The 18,256-nt window shown below is 64.0% G+C and carries 16 protein-coding genes; 8 read left to right on the plus strand and 8 right to left on the minus strand.

The window, feature by feature from the left end; translation table 11 throughout:
* Positions 1-386: 386 nt before the first annotated feature.
* Positions 387-1,811: a PLP-dependent aminotransferase family protein gene (locus IWX85_RS15310; RefSeq protein WP_196870308.1), complete on the minus strand. Its 1,425-nt coding sequence runs from the start codon at positions 1,809-1,811 to the stop codon at positions 387-389.
* Positions 1,812-1,931: 120 nt separating this feature from the next.
* On the opposite strand from IWX85_RS15310, the gene IWX85_RS15315 reads away from it, so the two are divergent.
* The 7 genes from IWX85_RS15315 to IWX85_RS15345 all read left to right on the plus strand — a co-directional run bounded on the left by IWX85_RS15315 (position 1,932) and on the right by IWX85_RS15345 (position 8,305).
* Positions 1,932-2,543, plus strand: a complete 612-nt coding sequence (locus tag IWX85_RS15315) for a LysE family translocator (RefSeq protein WP_196870309.1) — start codon at positions 1,932-1,934, stop codon at positions 2,541-2,543.
* The gene (locus tag IWX85_RS15320; RefSeq protein WP_036806572.1) at positions 2,540-3,499 is read left to right on the plus strand and encodes a DMT family transporter; all 960 of its coding nucleotides are present in this window, start codon (positions 2,540-2,542) and stop codon (positions 3,497-3,499) included. The genes IWX85_RS15315 and IWX85_RS15320 overlap by 4 nt, the downstream gene beginning before the upstream one ends.
* Positions 3,500-3,551: 52 nt before the next feature.
* Positions 3,552-4,772, plus strand: coding sequence for a PLP-dependent aminotransferase family protein (locus IWX85_RS15325; protein WP_196870310.1), 1,221 nt, complete (start codon positions 3,552-3,554; stop codon positions 4,770-4,772).
* Between the two features lie 34 nt (positions 4,773-4,806).
* Positions 4,807-5,751 carry a PhzF family phenazine biosynthesis protein gene (locus tag IWX85_RS15330; protein ID WP_196870311.1) on the plus strand — a complete coding sequence of 315 codons (945 nt, stop codon included), beginning with the start codon at positions 4,807-4,809 and terminating at the stop codon, positions 5,749-5,751.
* 226 nt (positions 5,752-5,977) lie between these two features.
* Positions 5,978-6,700 (plus strand): hypothetical protein, encoded by a 723-nt coding sequence (locus tag IWX85_RS15335; protein WP_196870312.1) that lies wholly within the window; start codon positions 5,978-5,980, stop codon positions 6,698-6,700.
* Positions 6,701-6,946: 246 nt separating this feature from the next.
* Positions 6,947-7,342, plus strand: a complete 396-nt coding sequence (locus tag IWX85_RS15340; RefSeq protein WP_196870313.1) for a response regulator — start codon at positions 6,947-6,949, stop codon at positions 7,340-7,342.
* Positions 7,343-7,561: 219 nt separating this feature from the next.
* Positions 7,562-8,305, plus strand: a complete 744-nt coding sequence (locus IWX85_RS15345) for a histidine phosphatase family protein (RefSeq protein WP_196870314.1) — start codon at positions 7,562-7,564, stop codon at positions 8,303-8,305.
* A 99-nt stretch (positions 8,306-8,404) separates the two neighbouring features.
* Here IWX85_RS15345 and IWX85_RS15350 read toward each other — a convergent pair whose 3' ends face one another.
* The 3 genes from IWX85_RS15350 to IWX85_RS15360 are packed head-to-tail and all read right to left on the minus strand — an operon-like array spanning position 8,405 to position 12,245.
* Entirely contained in the window at positions 8,405-10,918 is a 2,514-nt protein-coding gene (locus IWX85_RS15350; RefSeq protein ID WP_196870315.1) for a cbb3-type cytochrome c oxidase subunit I, read from the minus strand.
* Positions 10,915-11,877, minus strand: a complete 963-nt coding sequence (locus IWX85_RS15355; RefSeq protein WP_051984123.1) for a c-type cytochrome — start codon at positions 11,875-11,877, stop codon at positions 10,915-10,917. The genes IWX85_RS15350 and IWX85_RS15355 overlap by 4 nt, the downstream gene beginning before the upstream one ends.
* A complete protein-coding gene (locus IWX85_RS15360) occupies positions 11,874-12,245 on the minus strand; it encodes a cytochrome c family protein (RefSeq protein ID WP_196870316.1) in 372 nt (123 codons plus the stop codon). Before IWX85_RS15360 ends, IWX85_RS15355 begins: the two co-directional genes overlap by 4 nt.
* Before the next feature lie 167 nt (positions 12,246-12,412).
* Here IWX85_RS15360 and IWX85_RS15365 point away from each other — a divergent pair, with 167 nt between their 5' ends.
* On the plus strand, positions 12,413-13,255 hold the full coding sequence (locus tag IWX85_RS15365) for a c-type cytochrome (RefSeq protein ID WP_196870317.1): 843 nt from the start codon (positions 12,413-12,415) through the stop codon (positions 13,253-13,255).
* Between the two features lie 118 nt (positions 13,256-13,373).
* On the opposite strand, the gene IWX85_RS15370 is transcribed toward IWX85_RS15365, so the two are convergent.
* From IWX85_RS15370 to IWX85_RS15385, 4 genes are all read right to left on the minus strand, one after another.
* A complete protein-coding gene (locus IWX85_RS15370) occupies positions 13,374-14,726 on the minus strand; it encodes a sorbosone dehydrogenase family protein (protein WP_196870318.1) in 1,353 nt (450 codons plus the stop codon).
* 144 nt (positions 14,727-14,870) lie between these two features.
* A complete protein-coding gene (locus IWX85_RS15375; RefSeq protein WP_036806596.1) occupies positions 14,871-15,329 on the minus strand; it encodes an Lrp/AsnC family transcriptional regulator in 459 nt (152 codons plus the stop codon).
* 202 nt (positions 15,330-15,531) lie between these two features.
* Positions 15,532-16,383: a creatininase family protein gene (locus tag IWX85_RS15380; protein ID WP_231379821.1), complete on the minus strand. Its 852-nt coding sequence runs from the start codon at positions 16,381-16,383 to the stop codon at positions 15,532-15,534.
* Positions 16,384-16,508: 125 nt separating this feature from the next.
* Positions 16,509-18,131: a B12-binding domain-containing radical SAM protein gene (locus IWX85_RS15385; RefSeq protein ID WP_196870319.1), complete on the minus strand. Its 1,623-nt coding sequence runs from the start codon at positions 18,129-18,131 to the stop codon at positions 16,509-16,511.
* Positions 18,132-18,256: the final 125 nt, after the last annotated feature.

Below are 18,256 nucleotides of genomic sequence, written 5' to 3' on the forward strand. Positions count from 1 at the left end.
CATGAAAATTCCCGAATTGACACTAAAAAACGATGCAAAATCGTTATTTTTCTAAAATTTTTACTTCTCGTTACCCTGAAATAATACCTGAATTTTCTACTAAATGTAACAAAACGAGTTATGACACGCAGAAAGGCGACGTGCTTCAGGGCGCCAACTGTGTCAAAACCTGTTGGCCATCTTTCTGGTCCGGGCACCGGGAAGGCATGGACAAGGGGCGTGACGTGTCAGCACGCAGCGCTTCAAACCGTGGGAATTCCTCGCGGGTGAAAATCAATGCGCGAGGGGATCAATCGGGCCGGACGTGCGCGAGGCCTGGCGCTGAATCGGCAGCATTGGCTGACAAACACCGTTCGGGCTGCTTGGCCCAAATTGGCGGGCGCAGTTCAGCGCATGCGGTCCCGCAGCCGCACAAACACGTTCCAGAACGCGGCATCCTGGGTGGTCGCGAAATTGATCCGCATCAGCGTGCCGGGCTTGCGCACCGCATGAAACAACGAACCGGGCGCGATCAGGTAGTCCTCGTCCAGCAGGCACTGGGCCAGCGCATCGGTGTCCACACCGGCTTCAACCCAGCCGAACAGGCCTGCGGGCTCGGCCGCAAAGGTGCAGCCATGGGCCAGCGCCAGCTTGACACTTCGTCCGCGTGCCTGGTCGAGCCGGCTTCGGATGCGTTCGGCGTGGCGGCGCAGCTGCCCCTGGTCAATGCACCAGGCCAAGGCCTTCTCCAGCAGCGCGGGTGTCGTCAGGGTGGCGAGCAGCTTGGTGTTGAGCAGACGCTCGACCAGGTCGGGCGGCGCGGCCATGAAGCCCACGCGCCAGCCGGGCGCCAGGATCTTGGAAAAGCCGCTGACGTAGATCGTGCGCTGCAGGCTGTCGAGCGCGCACAGCCGCGTGGCATGGTCGGGCGCCAGGTGGCTGTAGGTGTCGTCCTCGGCAATGTGGAAGTTGTGCTGGCTGGCCAGTTGCAGCAGGCGGTGGGCGCTGCCCGGCGCCAGGCAATGGCCGGTCGGGTTGTGGAACACGCTGACGCTGACAAACAGCTTGGGGGCATGCAGTTGGCAATACTGCGCCATCACGGCCAGGTCGGGTCCATCGGCCCGGCGCGGCACCGGCAAAATCCGCATGCCCAGGGCATCAAGCCGGGCAAACTCCACCGCCCAGCCGGGCTCCTCGACCATCACGCAGTCGCCGGCGCGCAGCAGGGTGCGGCTGATGATGTCCAGCGCATGGGTGGCGCCGACAGTGGTGATGATCTGTCCGGGCTCGGCCGGAATGTTGAGCACGCCCAGCCGCTGCGACAGCGCACGGCGCAGGCCGCTGTCGCCCATGGGCTCGCCGTAGTGAAGCGACAGGTCGCGCAGCGCACTGGCGCTGGTGACTTTTCGCACCGCTGCTGGCAGAAAGCTGGTGTCCAGCCATTCCGCCGGAAAAACGCCCATGCCTGGTTGCGGCTTGTGGCTGACCGAATGAAACATGCCGCGAATCAAGGCGGCGGCATCGACCGGCGCATGCGCTGAATCCGCTATATTTTTAATAGCAATGTGTGCATATCCATCCTGCGCAAACGGCATATTTGATGCCGAATCCCGGACAAAAAACCCCCGATTCTTGCGCGCGACCACCAGCCCTTGGGCCTGCAGCTGGTCATAGGCAGCCACCACGGTGGACACGCTGACGCCCTGCTGCTCGGCGCACAGGCGCACCGACGGCAGGCGCGCGCCCGGCGACAGCAAACGGGTGCGGATGCGTTCGGCGAACCGTGCGCAGAGCTGCTCGGCGAGGGACTGGGATGCGGTTTTCATCAACATGGCAGGGCCTTTTCTGGCAGGGCGCGCTGCCGTGTACTGTCAAAACGGGCAATACAGTTTTTTGATTTGTCGCTCAAACTGTATTGGCAGTGTGCTGCTGCAAACTATAAAGTCATCGCCATGAACTGGCAAGAATTTACCGCGCTGCTCGTCCTGGCCACGGCCATGAGTTTCACGCCTGGCCCCAACACCACGCTGTCCACCGCGCTCGCGGCCAACCATGGCTTGCGTCGCGCCATGCCTTTTGTGTGTGCCGTGCCGGTCGGCTGGGGCGTGTTGCTGGGCATCTGCGCGCTGGGGCTGGGTGCGCTGGTGCTGGCGGTGCCGCTGCTGGGCTGGGCCATCAAGCTCGTCGGCGTGGCCTACCTGCTGTGGCTGGCGTCAAAAATAGCGCGCTCGCGCCAGCTGAGCCCGGCCGATGCAGCACGGCTCAACGTCACCTTCTGGCAGGGTGCAGCGCTGCAGCTGGTCAACATCAAGGCCTGGATGCTGGCGCTGGCGATCGTCAGCGGCTGGGTTGCCGGGCGCGCCGACCCCGCCATGCGCATGGCCGTGGTGGTGCCGGTGATGCTTGCCTTTGCCTTTGCCAGCAACCTGACCTATGCGTTGGCAGGCTTGCTGCTGCGTGAATGGCTGGCCGGCCCCGAGGGGTCAGGTCACCGGCTGGTCATGTTCAACCGCGTCATGGCTGCCGTGCTGGTAGTCACCGCAATCTGGATGCTATTTTTATGAACCCGCCGCAGGATGATGCTCAGATTAACAGAGGGCTATGGCTTGGCTTGTTGGGCATCGCGATCTTTTCAGTCACGCTGCCCATGACCAAACTGGCAGTGGGGTCGATCGATGCGCCACAGCTGTCACCCTGGTTCACCACCTTTGGCCGGGCGGCCGTGGCGGGCGTGCTGTCGCTGTTTTATCTGGGTTTTGGCTTTTGGCGCGGCCACCGGCAAAAGCCCCAGGGCCGGCAATGGCGTCTGCTGGGCTTCACGGCGGTTTGCGTGGTGGTGGGGTTTCCGCTGTTTTTGTCGCTGGCCCTGCAATATGTTCCCAGCACGCATGGCGCGGTGGTCACCGGGCTGCTGCCATTGGCCACGGCAGGCATGGCGGCGCTGTGGTTCCGTCAGCGCCCGAGCCTGGCCTTCTGGGCCTGCGCTGTGACAGGAACACTGCTGGTACTGCTGTTCATGGCGCTGCACTCGGGCGATGGCAGCGGCCACGTTGCGATTCAGCTGGCCGATGTGTTCTTGCTGCTGGCCATGCTGAGCGCGGCACTGGGTTACATCGGCGGCGCGCGGCTGACGCCTTCGCTGGGCGCGGAACGGGTGATTTGCTGGGTGCTGGTGATCTCGCTGCCGGTTTCGCTGCCGCTGGCCTTCATCCACGCGCCAGCCGCCAGCCAGACCATCGGCTGGACGAGCTGGGCCGCTTTTGCCTATTTGGCGGTGTTTTCGATGTGGATCGGTTTTTTTGCCTGGTACCGCGGCCTGGCGCTGGGCGGCGTGGTGCGCGTCAGCCAGGTGCAGCTGGTGCAGCCCTTTTTGTCGATGCTGTTTGCCGTGCCGCTGCTGGGCGAACAGCTGGATGCGGCGACGCTGGGCTTTGGCCTGGGCGTGATGGCGACGGTGTTCATCGGCAAAAAAATGCCGGTGAACGGGACGCCATCCAAACCGCTGGCCAACAAAGGCTGATCCGGACTGCCGCCTATCTGTCTCACAATCAGGCCATCAACAGGAGATCGAAATGAAATGGACACAGGCGCGGCGCGCCGAAAAAATGAACCCCTCGGTGATCCGCGAGATCCTGAAGGTCACCGAAAAGCCCGGCATCATCAGTTTTGCCGGCGGCCTGCCCTCGCCCAAGACCTTTCCGGTCAACGCCTTCAGTGCCGCCTGCGAAAAGGTGCTGCGCGAAGACGGCCATGCGGCGCTGCAGTACGCCGCCAGCGAAGGCTTTGCGCCGCTGCGCGAGATGGTGGCGGCGATGCTGCCATGGAACGTCGATCCGGCGCTGGTGCTGATCACCACCGGCTCGCAGCAAGGGCTGGACCTGGTTGCCAAGGTACTGATTGACGAGGGCAGCCGCGTGCTGGTCGAAACGCCGACCTACCTCGGCGCGCTGCAGGCCTTCACGCCGATGGAGCCCGAGATCGTCAGCGTCGCCAGTGACGATGGCGGCGTGGACATGGCCGACCTGGCGGCCAAAGCCGAAGGCGCACGCTTTTTCTATGTGCTGCCCAATTTCCAGAACCCGACCGGCCGCACCATGCCCGAAGCGCGCCGCGCTGCGCTGAGCGCCGAGGCCGCCCGCCTCGGCCTGCCGCTGGTCGAGGACAACCCCTACGGCGACCTGTGGTTCGACACGCCGCCGCCGCTGCCGCTGTCCGCGCGCAACCCGGAAGGCTGCATTTACCTGGGATCGTTCTCCAAGGTGCTGGCGCCGGGACTGCGGCTGGGCTTCATGGTGGCGCCCGCGTCGATTTTTCCAAAACTGCTGCAGGCCAAGCAGGCGGCCGACCTGCACAGCCCCGGCTTCAACCAGCGCGTGGTGGCCGAGGTGATGAAAGACGGTTTCCTCGACCGCCACGTCCCCACCATCCGCGCCCTTTACAAATCGCAGCGCGACGCCATGCTGGCCGCCATGCAGCGCGAAATGCCCGCGGGTGTGGAATGGAATACGCCGGCTGGCGGCATGTTCCTGTGGGCGCGATTGCCCGAAGGCATGCAGGCAATCGAGTTGCTGCCCAAGGCGGTTGAGCGCAATGTGGCCTTTGTATCCGGCTGGGCTTTTTATGCCGGCCAGGCCGACGCCCGCACGCTGCGCCTGTCCTTCGTGACCGCGAGCGTGGCGCAGATCAACACTGGAATTGCCGCGCTGGCCGCCGCCATTCGGGACATGCGCGCCGGCTCCCGTGCTCAAGCGGCCGGCAGCATTCCGCCGCTTGAAGCACTTCCCCTCGCCTGAAACGCTGGCCGTCAACCCGGCAGGAAAGAAACCCATGACGCCTCGTCCGTTCCGGCAAGTTGACGTTTTCACGTCCGTGCCCTACCTGGGAAACCCGCTGGCAGTCGTGCTTGATGGCAGCGGGCTCGATGACGCAGCGATGCAGCGCTTTGCCCGCTGGACGCACCTGTCGGAAACCACTTTTTTGCTGCCATCCACCCAGGCAGCGGCCGATTACCGGGTGCGTATCTTCACGCCCGGTGGCGAGTTGCCCTTTGCCGGCCATCCGACGCTGGGCAGCTGCCACGCCTGGCTGCAGGCCGGCGGACAGCCAAAAGACAGCGGCATGATCGTGCAGGAATGCCAGGTGGGCCTGATCAACATCCGGCGTGAAACCACAACGCAGCGACTGGCCTTTGCCGCACCGCCGCTGCATCGCTCGGCGCCCGGTGCAGACCTGCTGGCACAGGTGGTCCAGGCACTCGGGCTGCAAGCCGGGCAGGTGCTTGCGGCACAACTGCTGGACAACGGACCGGTGTGGCTGGGCCTGCTGCTGGGCAGCGTGGAGTCCGTGCTGCAACTGGCACCCGACCATCTTGCGCTTGAAAAGCTCGGGGTGAAAGTCGGCATTGCAGGCATATATCCGCCCGAGGAAGTGCCTTTGCTGATCGGCCGGGCCAACCGGGAGGCGCGCGCGTTCGACATTGACGTCAGGAAAAAGCCCGGTATTTCGGCTGCGCCTGGTCTGGAAGTGCGCGCTTTCGCCGCCGCCATCGGCATTGCCGAAGACCCCGTGACCGGCAGCTTGAATGCCAGCCTGGCGCAGTGGCTGATGGCCGAGGACCACATGCCCGCACGCTACCTAGCGTCGCAAGGCGTTTGCCTGGGACATGCCGGCCAGGTCCATGTCGAGCGCGATGCCCAAGGCCAGGTTTGGGTCGGCGGCGAGTCGGTGACCTGCATTGAAGGCCAAGTCATGCTTGGCACCAGCCTGAGCTGACAACACCTCCGGTCAGGCCGGCGGCGGCCCTTGGGTAACCAGAATCGGCGCCGGCGTGTCTCTTGCCCCTGTACGCATCAAGGTGGCGGCCCCATGGCCGGGCTGTCAGCCTAGAATCCCGGAAAGCAACAAGTGCGCAATCAAGCCTTTGCCCCACTCACCGGAAGGTCCTTTGAACAAAACTTTCCCCGGCCAACGATGGATTCCCAGGATGAACCCGCAAACTTTGACGAGCCCCCTTCTGCCCGGAAATGAACCGCACGCCGAGTTATCGCTGCTTGAGGACGGCGCGCGGTATGCCTTGCTGCAGCGCCTGGCGCCGGTACTTCAGCACCAGATCATGGGTAACTTCCAGTCGATGGACATGATTGCCGTCATGATGGACCGGCGGCTTCAGTCGGCCAGTCCCGACCTGGACAGCATGCGCCAGGACTGCGCCTTGCTGGGCAGCGTGTCGGAGTCTGCCATCAAGTCAGTCATCAACCTGCTGACGTGGGTTCGTCCAAAACCCTCGGCCACCCAGCGCTTTGATGCGGGCGTGGAGGAATGCGCCACGCTGCTGCTCAACGAGTTCAAGCTCAAGGGTTTCATCATCGCCAATGAGGTGTCGCAGGTCGCTGCGGAACTCTCCAGCCGGGTGCTTCGCAGCGTCGTCAGCGCAGCGCTTGTCTGCCTGAGCGATGAGTCAACCGCGCCGGCCACGCTCACGCTGCGCGCCCAGGCGTTCCCTGACCGCATCGACCTGTCGATTGACCTGAGCGCCCAAGAATCGCAGCAGGCAAGAATTCTTCATGCCCAGGGCTACCGGCTGTTGAACTGGCGGGACTTGGAACTGCTGGCGGCCTCCGAATCCGTCGGGCTCGCGCGCAGCGACAGCGGTGTGCGGCTGGCGTTCAACCTGCCCTCTGAAAATCAGGGCTTGTCAGGCGATCCCGTCGCCGCTTGCTGAGTCAGCCCTGCTTGCAAACCGCGTGGTCCACCTTTGCTGGTCCTGTTTGAATGGTAAATTTCAATTTTAAATTGATAAATTTAATTACTTAAAGTAGAGTGAGCGATACACAAAGTATTGACATTTCGTAAATTTCATATTTAACCCGACACTTTTGTAATAAATTGGCCTCTGCACCCCACAGTGACAGGTGCACAGCGCCATTTCCAGAAAAAACATGTCGCGCCTTTCGCTTAAAGGAAAACAATGGCTCTACGAGTGTTTCTGGTTGAAGACAGTGCCGCCCAGTGCGCCTACGTGACGCAAATCCTGACAGCGGAAGCGAAGGTGGTGATTGTCGGCGTGGCCGCCACGGAACCCCTGGCGGTCGAATGGCTTGACCGCCATCCCGACCAGTGGGACATTGCCCTGGTCGACCTTTACCTGAGCGAAGGAACCGGTGTCGGCGTGATCAGGCATTGCCAGAACCGGCGCCCCGGGCAGAGCATTCTCGTGATGACCAACCATGCGCGCAATGACCACCTGCTGCATCATTGCGAACGGCTTGGCGTGGATGCCGTTTACCACAAGGCGACCGAGCTTGAGAGCCTGGTCGCTTACTGCAAGTCGATGGCCGCCAGAATGCCCCAGTGCGCAGCCTAGGAGCCTGGGCGGCAGAAAGGACGTGCGCTGCAAAGCGGGCGTGCCGGTCCATTTTTCACCAACTTTTAGTCCCGTCGCAGGCTATTGGCCTGCAAATTCGGCAAAACTTTTCTCGGCGGGGCCCCTTTTCGGCATGCACACCTTGTGACGCCCAGGCACCTGGTGCTGCCGTCCCCCGGGTGACAAGGGCGGATCGGCCTCCTGGTCAAAATTCCTGCCATGGGAACACTTTATTTGGTACGCCACGGCCAGGCTTCATTTGGTGCGGATGACTATGACGTGCTGAGCCCGTTGGGCCACCAGCAAAGCCTGCGCCTGGGCGAGTATTTCAAAGACAAGGGTGTGCGTTTTGACGCCGCCCTGACCGGCACCCTGAACCGCCAGGTTCAGACATTTGCCGGCATCTGCGAAGGCATGGGGCTTGCGTTTGAAACCAGCCACGCGTCATCCGCCGGTACGGACAGCGCAGCCGGCGTGGCGCCTGGCATGAAGGCAGCGCCATTGGCGCATCTTTTCTGGCCCGGCCTGAATGAATTCGACAGCGCCGCCGTGATTGCCGCAATTCATCCCTTCCCGCTGGACAAACCCGACACACCGGAGCTGTACAAGCACCACTTTCGCCTGCTGAAAGACGGTCTGGCGCAGTGGATGGCCGGCGTGGTCAGCCCCCGGGGCATGCCCAGCTACCACGAGTTTGTCGCCGGCATCACCGGGGCACTGGACCACGTTCGCTCCCACCATCAAGGCCATGTGCTGCTGGTCTCCAGCGGCGGGCCGATTGCCACGGCCGTCGGCCAGGTGCTGGGCACCAGCCCGGAAACGACGATTGAGCTGAACCTGGGCATCCGCAACTGCTCGGTCACCGAATTTTCCTTTACGCCCAAACGCCACCGGCTGGTGACCTTCAACACACTGCCGCACCTGGATGCGCCCGAGCATGCGGACTGGGTGACTTTCGCCTGACGGGGCGGATTTGTGCTGAAAACTATTAAATTGATAGCTGCTGGCGCCCGACTCTATTGCGCCAGCCACCATTTTCATCATAAACCGAGGCACTGCGCATCAAAAAATCGGCATCAGGTAAATCACGCCCATGCCGGCCAGCCCCTGCAGCGTCACGTAATGCCAGAGCAGGGCGGTGTTGTCCAGCGTTGCGCGTGCGTCGGGCTGCAGTTTGCCGCTCCAGCTCCGCGCGCAGGCATACAGGCCCATCACCACCAGCACCGCGACATGAAAAGCCTGCCAGGCCAGCAGCGCGGCTACGGTGGCGCTCCAGGCGTTGACGACCGGCTGCAGCCCGGCCAGGCGATGGCCCCAGCCGTCCAGGACGATGGCGGCCAGCAGGCACAGCAGGGCCAGCAGCAGCAGCGACCAGACACCGGCCTGGCGCGCCCGGTCCAGCATCTTGCGCGCCCCGGCCAGCGCGGCCGAGCCGGCCAGCAGCAGCGCCGCTGCCGCAACGGGCCAGGGCCACTGCGGCAGGCGGGCACCATCAGGCGGACACACCTCGGCTGCCATCGACACATGCACATGGGCAAACACCAGTGACGCAAACACCGTCGCATCCACGCACAGCAGGATGACCATGGCCCACCACGAATGCGAGGCGCTGCCGCGCGCGCCCACCGGCAAGAAGACGCCATCGGCCACCTCGGCCCTGGCGCTGTGCGGCGGATTGTCGGACTGCCACAGCCAGATGACGATGGCGGCAATGGCCGCGATGCCGCAGGCAAAAGCCAGCGCGGTCAGCTCGACCGTCAGCAGCAGGAAAAACCCTGCTGTTCCGGCCGCTGCCACAAACGGCCACCAGCTGTCGCCGGGCAGCACCAAGAGGTGCTGCGGAACGGCATGACGCCAGCTGGTGACCAGCGTTTCGCGCCCGCCCGAATGGGTGCCGGGCAAAAAGTAGCGGCCCGCCTCCACATCGCCGGGCAGCGACGGCTGGTCCCAGAGCGGCTCGCGCGCGGTAATCTGCGGGATGCTGCGCACGCCGTAGTCGCCCTGCGGCAGCCATTCCAGCGTCGGGGCGCGCCAAGGATTGCCGTGCTCTTTTTTCTGCTTGAACACGACCCGCGCCGCATCGGCAAAAAACAGCAGCACGCCCAGCGCCAGGACCAACGCCCCCACGCTGGACAACAGGTTCAGCGTGTTCCAGCCCATGTCGCCTGCATAGGTGTAAACGCGGCGCGGCATGCCCAGCAGGCCGCTGATGTGCATCGGGAAAAACGCCAGGTTGAAACCGCCGAACATCAACCCAAAGACCCAGCGCGCCAGCCGCTCCGACAGCCGGTGGCCATTGAGCAGCGGCATCCAGTAATACAGGCCCGCGAACACCGGAAACACCATGCCACCGATCAGCACATAGTGCAGGTGGGCGACGATGAAATAGGTGTCATGCACCTGCCAGTTGAACGGCAGCACCGCCACCATCACGCCGGTCAGGCCGCCCAGCACAAAGATAAAGTGAAAACCCAGCAGGAACAAGGTGGGCGACTGCAGGCGCACCCGGCCCTTGAGGAAGGTAGCGATCCACGCAAACACCTGCACCGCGCTGGGAATGGCGACGGCAAAACTGGCCGCCGAGGCCAGGCGCATGGCGTTGCTGCCCAGCCCGGCGGTGAACATGTGGTGCATCCACAGCGCAAAGCTGAGGGCGCCCACGGCCACCAGCGCCACGACGATGGCGCGATGACCCAGCAGCGGCGTTCCGGCCATGGCCGGCACCATCATGGAGACCATGCCGGCGGCTGGCAAGAAGATGATGTAGACCTCGGGGTGGCCAAAAAACCAGAACAGGTGCTGCCACAACAGCGGGTCGCCGCCGCGCGCTGCAATGAAGAACGGCCAGTCAAAAGCCCGTTCCAGCTCCAGCAGCAGCGTGCCGGCAATGATGGCCGGAAACGCAAACACGATCATGAAGGCGGTCACCAGCATGGCCCAGGCATACACCGGCATGCGTCCCAGCGTCATGCCCGGCGCGCGGGTCATCAAGATACCGATGATCAGCTCGATGGCCCCGGCAATCGCCGAGATTTCGATGAAACCGATGCCCAGCAGCCAGAAGTCGGCGCCCACCCCGGGCGAATGCTCCTTGCTGGAAAGCGGCGGGTACATGAACCAGCCGCTGTCGGGCGACACGCCAAAAAAAATCGTGCAAAAAAAGGCCAGGCCGCCGATGGCGTAGGCCCAGAACGCATAGGCCGAGAGGCGCGGAAACGGCAAATCGCGCGCGCCCAGCATGCCGGGCAGCAGGTACACGGCAATCGCCTCGACCACCGGCACGGCAAACAAAAACATCATCACCGTGCCATGCATGGTGAACACCTGGTTGTAGGTCTGCGCGCTCATCAACTGGCTGTCGGGCAATGCCAGCTGGGCGCGGATCATCAGCCCCAGCACCCCGGCCAGCACAAAAAACAGCAGCGAGATGGCGATGTAAAAAATGCCGACATGGCTGTTGTTGACAGCGGAAAAATAGCGCCAGCCGGTCGGCGCCTTCCAGGCGCGCTCCAGCGCCGTCAGTTCACCGGGCGGGCGCGGCAGGCCGGAGGGCAGTTTTTGGGCGTCCATCGTCATTGCAATTGCTCCAGCCAGGCGGCCAGCGCCTGCAGCGTGGCCGCGTCCATGTCGGACGACGACGGCATGCGCGCACCGGGCTTGACGGCCTGGGTATGGGCCACCCACTGCGCCATGGCGCCTTCCTGGTTGCGCAGCGTGCCCGCGCCCAGGTAGAGCCGGCTGCCGACATGGGTGAGGTCGGGCCCCAGCCGCCCTTCCCCGGCAACGCCGCGCACCGTGTGGCAGGCATTGCAGCGCTGCGCCACAAAAGCCTGCCGCCCAAGCGCCAGCAGCGGCGCATCAGGTCCGGCTGGCGCGGCGGCAGGCCGGGCCTGGGCCGCCAGCCAGGCGTCGAATTCGGCCGGCGGCCTGGCCACCACATGCAGGGCCATGCGCGCATGCTGCTCGCCGCAGAATTCGGCGCACTGACCGCGGTACACGCCGGCTTCGCTGGCCTCCACCAGCAGGTGGTTGACGCGCCCCGGCACCATGTCCACCTTGCCGGCCAGCGCCGGCACCCAGAAGCTGTGGATCACGTCCGGGCTGTTCAGGCCCAGCCACACCGGCCGGCCGAGGGGCAGGTGCAGTTCGTTGGCCAGCGTGATGTCCTGGCCGCTGGCCGGATCGCGGTAACGCACCTCCCACCACCACATGTGGGCGGTGATGCCGACGATCAGCGCCCCGGGTGGCGGCTGCACCAGCCAGCCGGGCGTGCGCCAGTGGCTGTAGACAAAAAGGGTGGCCAGCACGGCCAGCGGAAACACCACCCCGCCGCCCAGTATCCAGCGCATCGGCTGCACCGGCCGGGCACTGCGGCGCGCCACGGCCCAGGCCAGCAGCCCCATCACGCCGGCAAAGATGATGGCCGCCCCGACAAACAGCATCCAGCTCACGCTGGCGATGCCGGCGGCGGCGGGACCGGCGGGCGACAGCACCGATTGCAGCGGCGCCAGTGACGGCGCCGTCAAGGCATTCATTCCAGGCCTCCCAGATATGCCGCCATGTCGCGCGCATCCACCAGCGACACGCCCATGCCGGGCATGGCGGTATCGGGCACGAGCGCCGACGGCGCCACGATCCAGCGGGCCAGGGTGTCCGGCTGGTTGGGAAGGTGGCCGGCAATGTAGCTGCGCCTGCCGAAAGCCTGCAGCGTGGGCCCCTGTTCACCGCGCGCCGCCGCCACGCCGGGAATCGCATGGCAGCTGCCGCACTGGTACTGCGCCAGCAGGCGCTGGCCGCGCAGGGGGTCGGCTGCCGGGAATTCGCTGGCGGGCGAACGGCTCGCTGACGGTCCGGCATCGCAGCCGGCACCGCCCAGCCCGATCAGCAAGCCTATCGTCATCATCACAAACCGCCCGGCTGCGGAAGACCGCGCCGGTCGCCCTGTGCGGGAAGTTGCAGGCTGCAAGGAAGTGCGCATTGCTTGATTCTTGTGTACGCGGGCGCAATTTCATGTCAGAGAACACCGCCAGCTGCCGGCACAGCCGCCGCATGGCGGCAAAATAACTGCGCATGAAACCGCTTCCCGCCCTGGCTTTGGCCGCTGCCGTGCTGGCCGCGCTGACGGCCTGTGCGGGCGCGCTGGTGGTGTACGGCGGTCTTTACAACGTCGCGGCCACCACGCAACATGTCCAGCCGGTGTATTCACTGCTGGAAACCGCCATGAAGCAGTCGGTGCGCCTGCGCGCGCGCAACATTGAAGCACCCGACCTGCAGGACCCTGAACGCATCCAGCGCGGCGCGGCGCTGTTTCATGGCAAATGCGTGCAATGCCACGGCGCGCCGGGTGTGGCGCAGAACGACATCGGCAAAAGCATGCAGCCCCTGCCCGGCCCGCTGGTGGACGCCCTGCAACGCTGGCGTCCGCGTGAAATTTACTGGATCACGCGCCACGGCATCAAGATGAGCGGCATGCCGGCCTGGGAGTTCAGGCTGGAGGATGCGCAATTGTGGGATGTGGTCGCCTTTGTCCAGCGCCTGCCCGAACTGACGCCGCAAGCCTATGCCAGGGCGGTTCAAGCAGCGCCACTGCCCGCCAGTCTGTCCATGGGCCGGGCAGATGGAGTCAACCGGCCAAGCCATGCGGAGCGCGGCCGCCTGGCGCTGGTCCACCATGCCTGCAGCGCCTGCCACACCATACCCGGCATCACCGGCTCATCGCCCAATGTCGGGCCGCCGCTCGCGGGACTGGCCAGCCGCAGCCTGATTGCCGGCAAGCTGGCCAACACGCCGGACAACCTGGTGGCCTGGCTGCGCCACCCCCAAGCCATCAAGCCGCTGACGGCCATGCCCGACATGGGCGTGAACGAGGCCGATGCGCGGGACATGGCAGCCTATCTGGCCACCCTGCATTAGGCCGGAGCGTAACTGTCCAAGCGCCGGACCACGCTACTAAAAGCATAGCTGAATACGCATATCCATCATGCGCCGTAAACGTTTTTGGCCATGAATCAGCGCTGTACAGCCGAGGCTTCTAGCGGGCTGGCGTTCCGGCCACACGCCAGACCGCATTGCCCACATCATCGGCCACCAGCAGCGCGCCGCGCTTGTCCATTGCCACGCCGACCGGCCGGCCGTAGGCATCACCCTCGGGGCTTAAAAAGCCGGTCAGCACATCCACTGGCAAACCTGTGGGCCGGCCACTGGCGAAGGGCACGAACACCACCTTGTAGCCGCTCAGCGGCTTGCGGTTCCACGACCCATGCTCGCCGACGAACACGCCGCTGGCCAGCGAAGCCGGCAAGGCGCTGCCTTCGGAAAACGCCATGCCCAGCGGCGCGACATGCGAGCCCAGCGCGTAATCGGGCGCAATGGCCTGGGCCACCATGTCGGGCCGGGGCGGCTTCATGCGCACATCGACGTTCTGGCCGTAGTAGCTGTAGGGCCAGCCATAGAAGGCGCCGTCCTTCACTGAGGTGAGGTAGTCCGGGACCAGGTCACTGCCGATTTCATCGCGCTCGTTCACCACCGTCCAGAGCGCGCCGGTTTCGGGCGCCCAGCCCATGCCGTTCGGGTTGCGCAGGCCGGATGCGAAGACCCGGTGGCTGCCGGTTTTCGGCTCCACTTCCCAGATGGCGGCGCGGCCTTCCTCGGCCTCCATGCCGCGTTCCCCGACGTTGCTGTTCGAGCCGACGGTGACATACAGCTTGCTGCCGTCCGGGCTGGCGATGACGTTTTTCGTCCAGTGGTGGTTGATGGGGCCGCCGGGCAAGTCCAGCACCTTGACCGGCGCTTCGCTGATGCTGGTCTGGCCGGTCTGGTACGTGACCTTCACCACCGCATCGGCATTGGCGATGTACAGGTCGCTGCCAACCAGCGCCATGCCAAAGGGCGAATTCAGGTTCTGCATAAAAATCGTCCGGGTTTCAGCCTTGCCGTCACCGTCCAGGTCACGCAGCAGCGTGATGCGGTTGGCCGACGGCACGCCGGCGCCGGCCTTGGCCATCACCTTTTTCATGACCCAGCCCTTGATGCCCTTGCCGTCTTCGGGCTTGGGCGGCGCATTGCTTTCGGCGACCAGCACGTCGCCGTTGGGCAGGACATGGACCCAGCGCGGGTGGTCCAGCCCGGTGGCCAGCGGCGTCACGCTCAGGCCGGCCATGGCGGTTGGCATGGCGCCGTCGGGCCAGCCGGTGGCGGGTGCAATCTTGACAGTCGGAATCAGGCTGCTTTTGGGCAAGGGCAGGACCGGCGTGGCACCCATGCCGTCAGTTGGGTCTAGCGAAGCCATGTCTCCGCAGGCAGTCAGGCCACCCAGCAAGGCAAAGCCTGCAACGGCGGCGACGCAAGGCCTGAATGCAAAGGTGCACAAGGGCGTTGATGACATAAAAAATCTCCTGAAAACCGTTGTTCGGATACTGCTCGGACGCAGCGCAACCCCTCAATCACTCTGCCCGCAGCCTGCGACAGCTACCGTCAGTGGCACGCGCAGGATTTTGTCAGCCATGCACCTGTCAGCATGTCAAATGCATCAGCCCGGCAGCAAAGGCAAATCGGCCTTTTTCAGCGTACGCAGCACAAAGCTCGACTGGCTGTGGCGTATGCCCTTGATCTTGTAGAGCCGCTCGCGCAGCAGGCGTTCGTAATCCTTCGTGTCTTTCACCGCGATGCGCAGCAGGTAGTCGTATTCGCCGGAGACCAGCCAGGCCTCAATCACTTCGGGAATCGCCGCCAGGGTTTCGCCAAACTTTTCCAGCGTGTTGTCGGAATGGCTGTCAAGCGTGACCTGCACCAGCACGGTTTCGCCCAGCCCCAGCGCCTGCGCATTGAGCCGCACGGTGTAGCCCTCGATGACGCCGGCGTCCTCCATTTTCTTGATGCGGCCCCAGCATGGCGACGGGCTCAGCCCCACCGCCTGGCCGATGTCCTGCAGGCTGGTGCGCGAGTCAGCCTGCAAAACCTGAAGAATTTTTCGGTCTAAAGTATCCATTCAGGTAATTTAGCTGAAATTATCAGAATGACAGAATATTTATCCGTATTTATAAATTACAGCAGCAAATCAGGTAAATCCTTCGGCAGTGGGTGGCGGATACTTGTTTCACACCGCAGCCCGCTTACCGGCCAGGCCTGCGGTACAAACCCCCAAGCGACTTACCCGTTGCCTGGGGGTTTGCCTTTTGCGGCGGTCCCGGTCAGTTCGCCGTCGCGTCGCGCAGCGTATCGGGCGGCAACTGGTCGATCTCAAGCAGCAGTTGCGCCAGGCTACGGCCCATGGCGGACAGCAGCGCCTGGCCTTTTTCAGCCGTGGCTGCCAGCGCATTGCCGACCGCGCCGTGCGGGTTGTAGTCCTGCATCTGCCAGCCCAGCTTGGCGCTGCGGCCGTCACCCAGAATGCTGAAGCGCTCGGAGCGGTCCTGCGAAGTGGAATGGAAATTCTGCGCTTTCCCCATATCGACCTGCCCGGGCTGGAGCGCCAGCATCATCGAGGTTTCGATCTCGCCGGCATGGATGCCAAAGCGGTGCTCATGCGCACTGAACTGCGCCGCCACCGAGTCGCCGCGTTCATCGACCAGCGGCAGGTTGAAGGAATTCACGCTGTACACCAGCATGTCCAGCCGCGTGCGCAGGTCGCGCGCCACCACATCGAGCAGCCCGACATTGCCGCCGTGCGAATTGAGCAGCACCAGTTTCCTGACACCGGTGGCGGCCACTGACTCGGCCACCTCGGTCCACAGCCGGATGACGGTTTCGGCCTTCAGCGTGAGCGTGCCGGCAAAGCGCGTGTGCTCGGGGCTGAAACCAATCGACTGCGTCGGTAAAAACAGCACCGGCAGGCTGGCGGACAAATGCGTCAGCGCACTGGCGACCACGCCCTCGACCAGCGTGGCGTCGACATTGAGCGGCAGGTGCGGGCCGTGCTGCTCGATGGCAGCCACCGGCAGCACGGCGATGCAGCGGTCCAGGTCAAGGCGCGAAAAATCGGTCGTTTTCAGGTCGGCCCAGTAGCGCGGCAGATCAGCAAAGGGGGGCATTGCAGTGTTCATGGCTGCATTTTCAGCGACGCCGGCACCTTCGGTGCAAGGCAAGGCCGAAATAGCCGGACTCGCTGGAATAGGCAGATGCGGTGCTTTTTGACCGGTGTCATCGGGCCCGCGTTCAAAACGCCCGATCAGGCCGCCGCAGCCGCTTTCTGGATGGCGTCGCGGTGCGTTTGCTGGCTGACATGCCGGCTCTGCCGCTCGGACCGGGGCTTGGCAGCGCCCGCCGGCAAGGTGCTGCGTTCGGCAGCCAACAAGTCGGCCAGGCATTGCGGTCGGCCGCGCGCACCGCTGGCGCGGTAGTCCAGCAGCAGCGCCGCCTGCACCTCCCCAACGGCCAGCGCGCGAACGACGGTGAGATGTTCAAACAGCACATCCACCAGCTTTTCCAGCGCAAATTCATGCGTCTTGGCGGTGGTGCGCCAGAGCCAGTCGCTGAAGGCCAGAAAATGCCCGAATGCCGAGCCCGCCGAATCCGTATCATCGCGCAGCAGCAAACGCAGCGCCGCAGAAAAGCGGCCCGAATTGGCGACCATTTCCCAGTAGCGCGCAAAGCGCTGGATGCGCTGCATCGTCGCAAAGTCAATCGTCGAGGTTTGCAAAATGGTATAGGGCGTCTGCGGGTCGTAAGCCATTGCAAAGTCCGCCGTGTGGCGGGTGATCGGCGTGCCGCGCAGGCGCTTCAAGATGCCGAACTGGATTTCGTGCGGCGCCAGTTCATGCAGCCGGTCAAAGCCATCGGCAAAGCTCTGCAGCGTTTCGCCCGGCAGGCCGAAAATCAAATCCGCATGCACATGCGCCTGGCTTTCGCCCACCAGCCAGCGCAGGTTGTCGGCGGTCTTGGCGTTGTCCTGTTTGCGCGAAATGCGCTGCTGAACCTCGGGGTTGAAGCTTTGAATGCCGACTTCAAACTGCAGCGAGCCGGCCGGAAACTGCATGATCAGCGCCTTCAGCCGGTCCGGCAGGCTGTCGGGAACGACTTCAAAATGCACGAACAAATCGGGCGCCATCCGGTCCAGGAAGAACTGCAAAATCCGAACCGAAAAATCGACCTTCAAGTTGAAGGTACGGTCCACGAACTTGAAGTTGCGCGCGCCGCGCTGAAACAGCGTGTCCATCTCGGCCATGAAGCGGTCCAGTTCAAACGCCCAGGCCGTCTTGTCGAGCGAACTCAGGCAAAACTCGCACTTGAACGGACAGCCGCGCGAGGCTTCGACATACAGCAGGCGCTTGGCCAGGTCTTCTGCCGTGTACTCGCTGTAGGGCAAGGCCAGTTCTTCCAGCGCCGGCTGCTCGCCGATCACGACTTTCATCAACGGCTTCGGGCCCTCCAGCAGCGCGCGGCACAGCTTGGGAAAACTCACGTCGCCCCAGCCGGTCACCACATGGTCGGCCAGCCGGCAAATTTCCTGCTCGCCGGTTTCAAAACTGACCTCCGGCCCGCCCAGCACGATCTTGATGTCGGGCCGCAGGGTTTTGAGCAGGCGCACGACCTGCGTGGTTTCAACCACGTTCCAGATGTAGATGCCCAGTCCAATGATTTGGGGATTGAGTGCCAGCAGGCTTTCCACGATCTGCACCGGCCGCTGCGCAATGGTGAATTCGCGCACTTGCGTGCGGGCGCGCAGGCCCGCGCCGCCATGCCGGTCCATGTTGGCCGCCAGGCAGCGCAGGCCGAGCGAGGCGTGGATGTACTTGGCGTTGAGCGTGGTCAGGACGATGGCGGGCGAGTCGGCGGCTTGAGGGGAAGGCATGGCAGCATTATCGAGTTTAGGAGCGGGAACGGCTTTTACGGAGCGCTTCACCAGCATCAAAACTGGTGACGTATTCCATTGCGAGCGCGGCTTGACGTGTGTCAAGGGTGGCCGGTGCAGCGGAA

The sequence above is a fragment of the Polaromonas sp. CG_9.11 genome (assembly GCF_015752225.1).
GTDB lineage: Bacteria > Pseudomonadota > Gammaproteobacteria > Burkholderiales > Burkholderiaceae_C > Polaromonas.

Bases quoted from the DNA above. Each gene is read 5' to 3' on its own strand.
- IWX85_RS15375 (WP_036806596.1), bottom strand. From the start codon at position 15,329: ATGGATACTTTAGACCGAAAAATTCTTCAGGTTTTGCAGGCTGACTCG.
- IWX85_RS15345 (WP_196870314.1), top strand. From the start codon at position 7,562: ATGGGAACACTTTATTTGGTACGCCACGGCCAGGCTTCATTTGGTGCG.
- IWX85_RS15350 (WP_196870315.1), bottom strand. From the start codon at position 10,918: ATGACGATGGACGCCCAAAAACTGCCCTCCGGCCTGCCGCGCCCGCCC.
- IWX85_RS15310 (WP_196870308.1), bottom strand. From the start codon at position 1,811: ATGTTGATGAAAACCGCATCCCAGTCCCTCGCCGAGCAGCTCTGCGCA.
- IWX85_RS15360 (WP_196870316.1), bottom strand. From the start codon at position 12,245: ATGATGACGATAGGCTTGCTGATCGGGCTGGGCGGTGCCGGCTGCGAT.
- IWX85_RS15380 (WP_231379821.1), bottom strand. From the start codon at position 16,383: ATGAACACTGCAATGCCCCCCTTTGCTGATCTGCCGCGCTACTGGGCC.
- IWX85_RS15340 (WP_196870313.1), top strand. From the start codon at position 6,947: ATGGCTCTACGAGTGTTTCTGGTTGAAGACAGTGCCGCCCAGTGCGCC.
- IWX85_RS15325 (WP_196870310.1), top strand. From the start codon at position 3,552: ATGAAATGGACACAGGCGCGGCGCGCCGAAAAAATGAACCCCTCGGTG.
- IWX85_RS15385 (WP_196870319.1), bottom strand. From the start codon at position 18,131: ATGCCTTCCCCTCAAGCCGCCGACTCGCCCGCCATCGTCCTGACCACG.
- IWX85_RS15355 (WP_051984123.1), bottom strand. From the start codon at position 11,877: ATGAATGCCTTGACGGCGCCGTCACTGGCGCCGCTGCAATCGGTGCTG.
- IWX85_RS15370 (WP_196870318.1), bottom strand. From the start codon at position 14,726: ATGTCATCAACGCCCTTGTGCACCTTTGCATTCAGGCCTTGCGTCGCC.
- IWX85_RS15330 (WP_196870311.1), top strand. From the start codon at position 4,807: ATGACGCCTCGTCCGTTCCGGCAAGTTGACGTTTTCACGTCCGTGCCC.
- IWX85_RS15365 (WP_196870317.1), top strand. From the start codon at position 12,413: ATGAAACCGCTTCCCGCCCTGGCTTTGGCCGCTGCCGTGCTGGCCGCG.
- IWX85_RS15320 (WP_036806572.1), top strand. From the start codon at position 2,540: ATGAACCCGCCGCAGGATGATGCTCAGATTAACAGAGGGCTATGGCTT.
- IWX85_RS15315 (WP_196870309.1), top strand. From the start codon at position 1,932: ATGAACTGGCAAGAATTTACCGCGCTGCTCGTCCTGGCCACGGCCATG.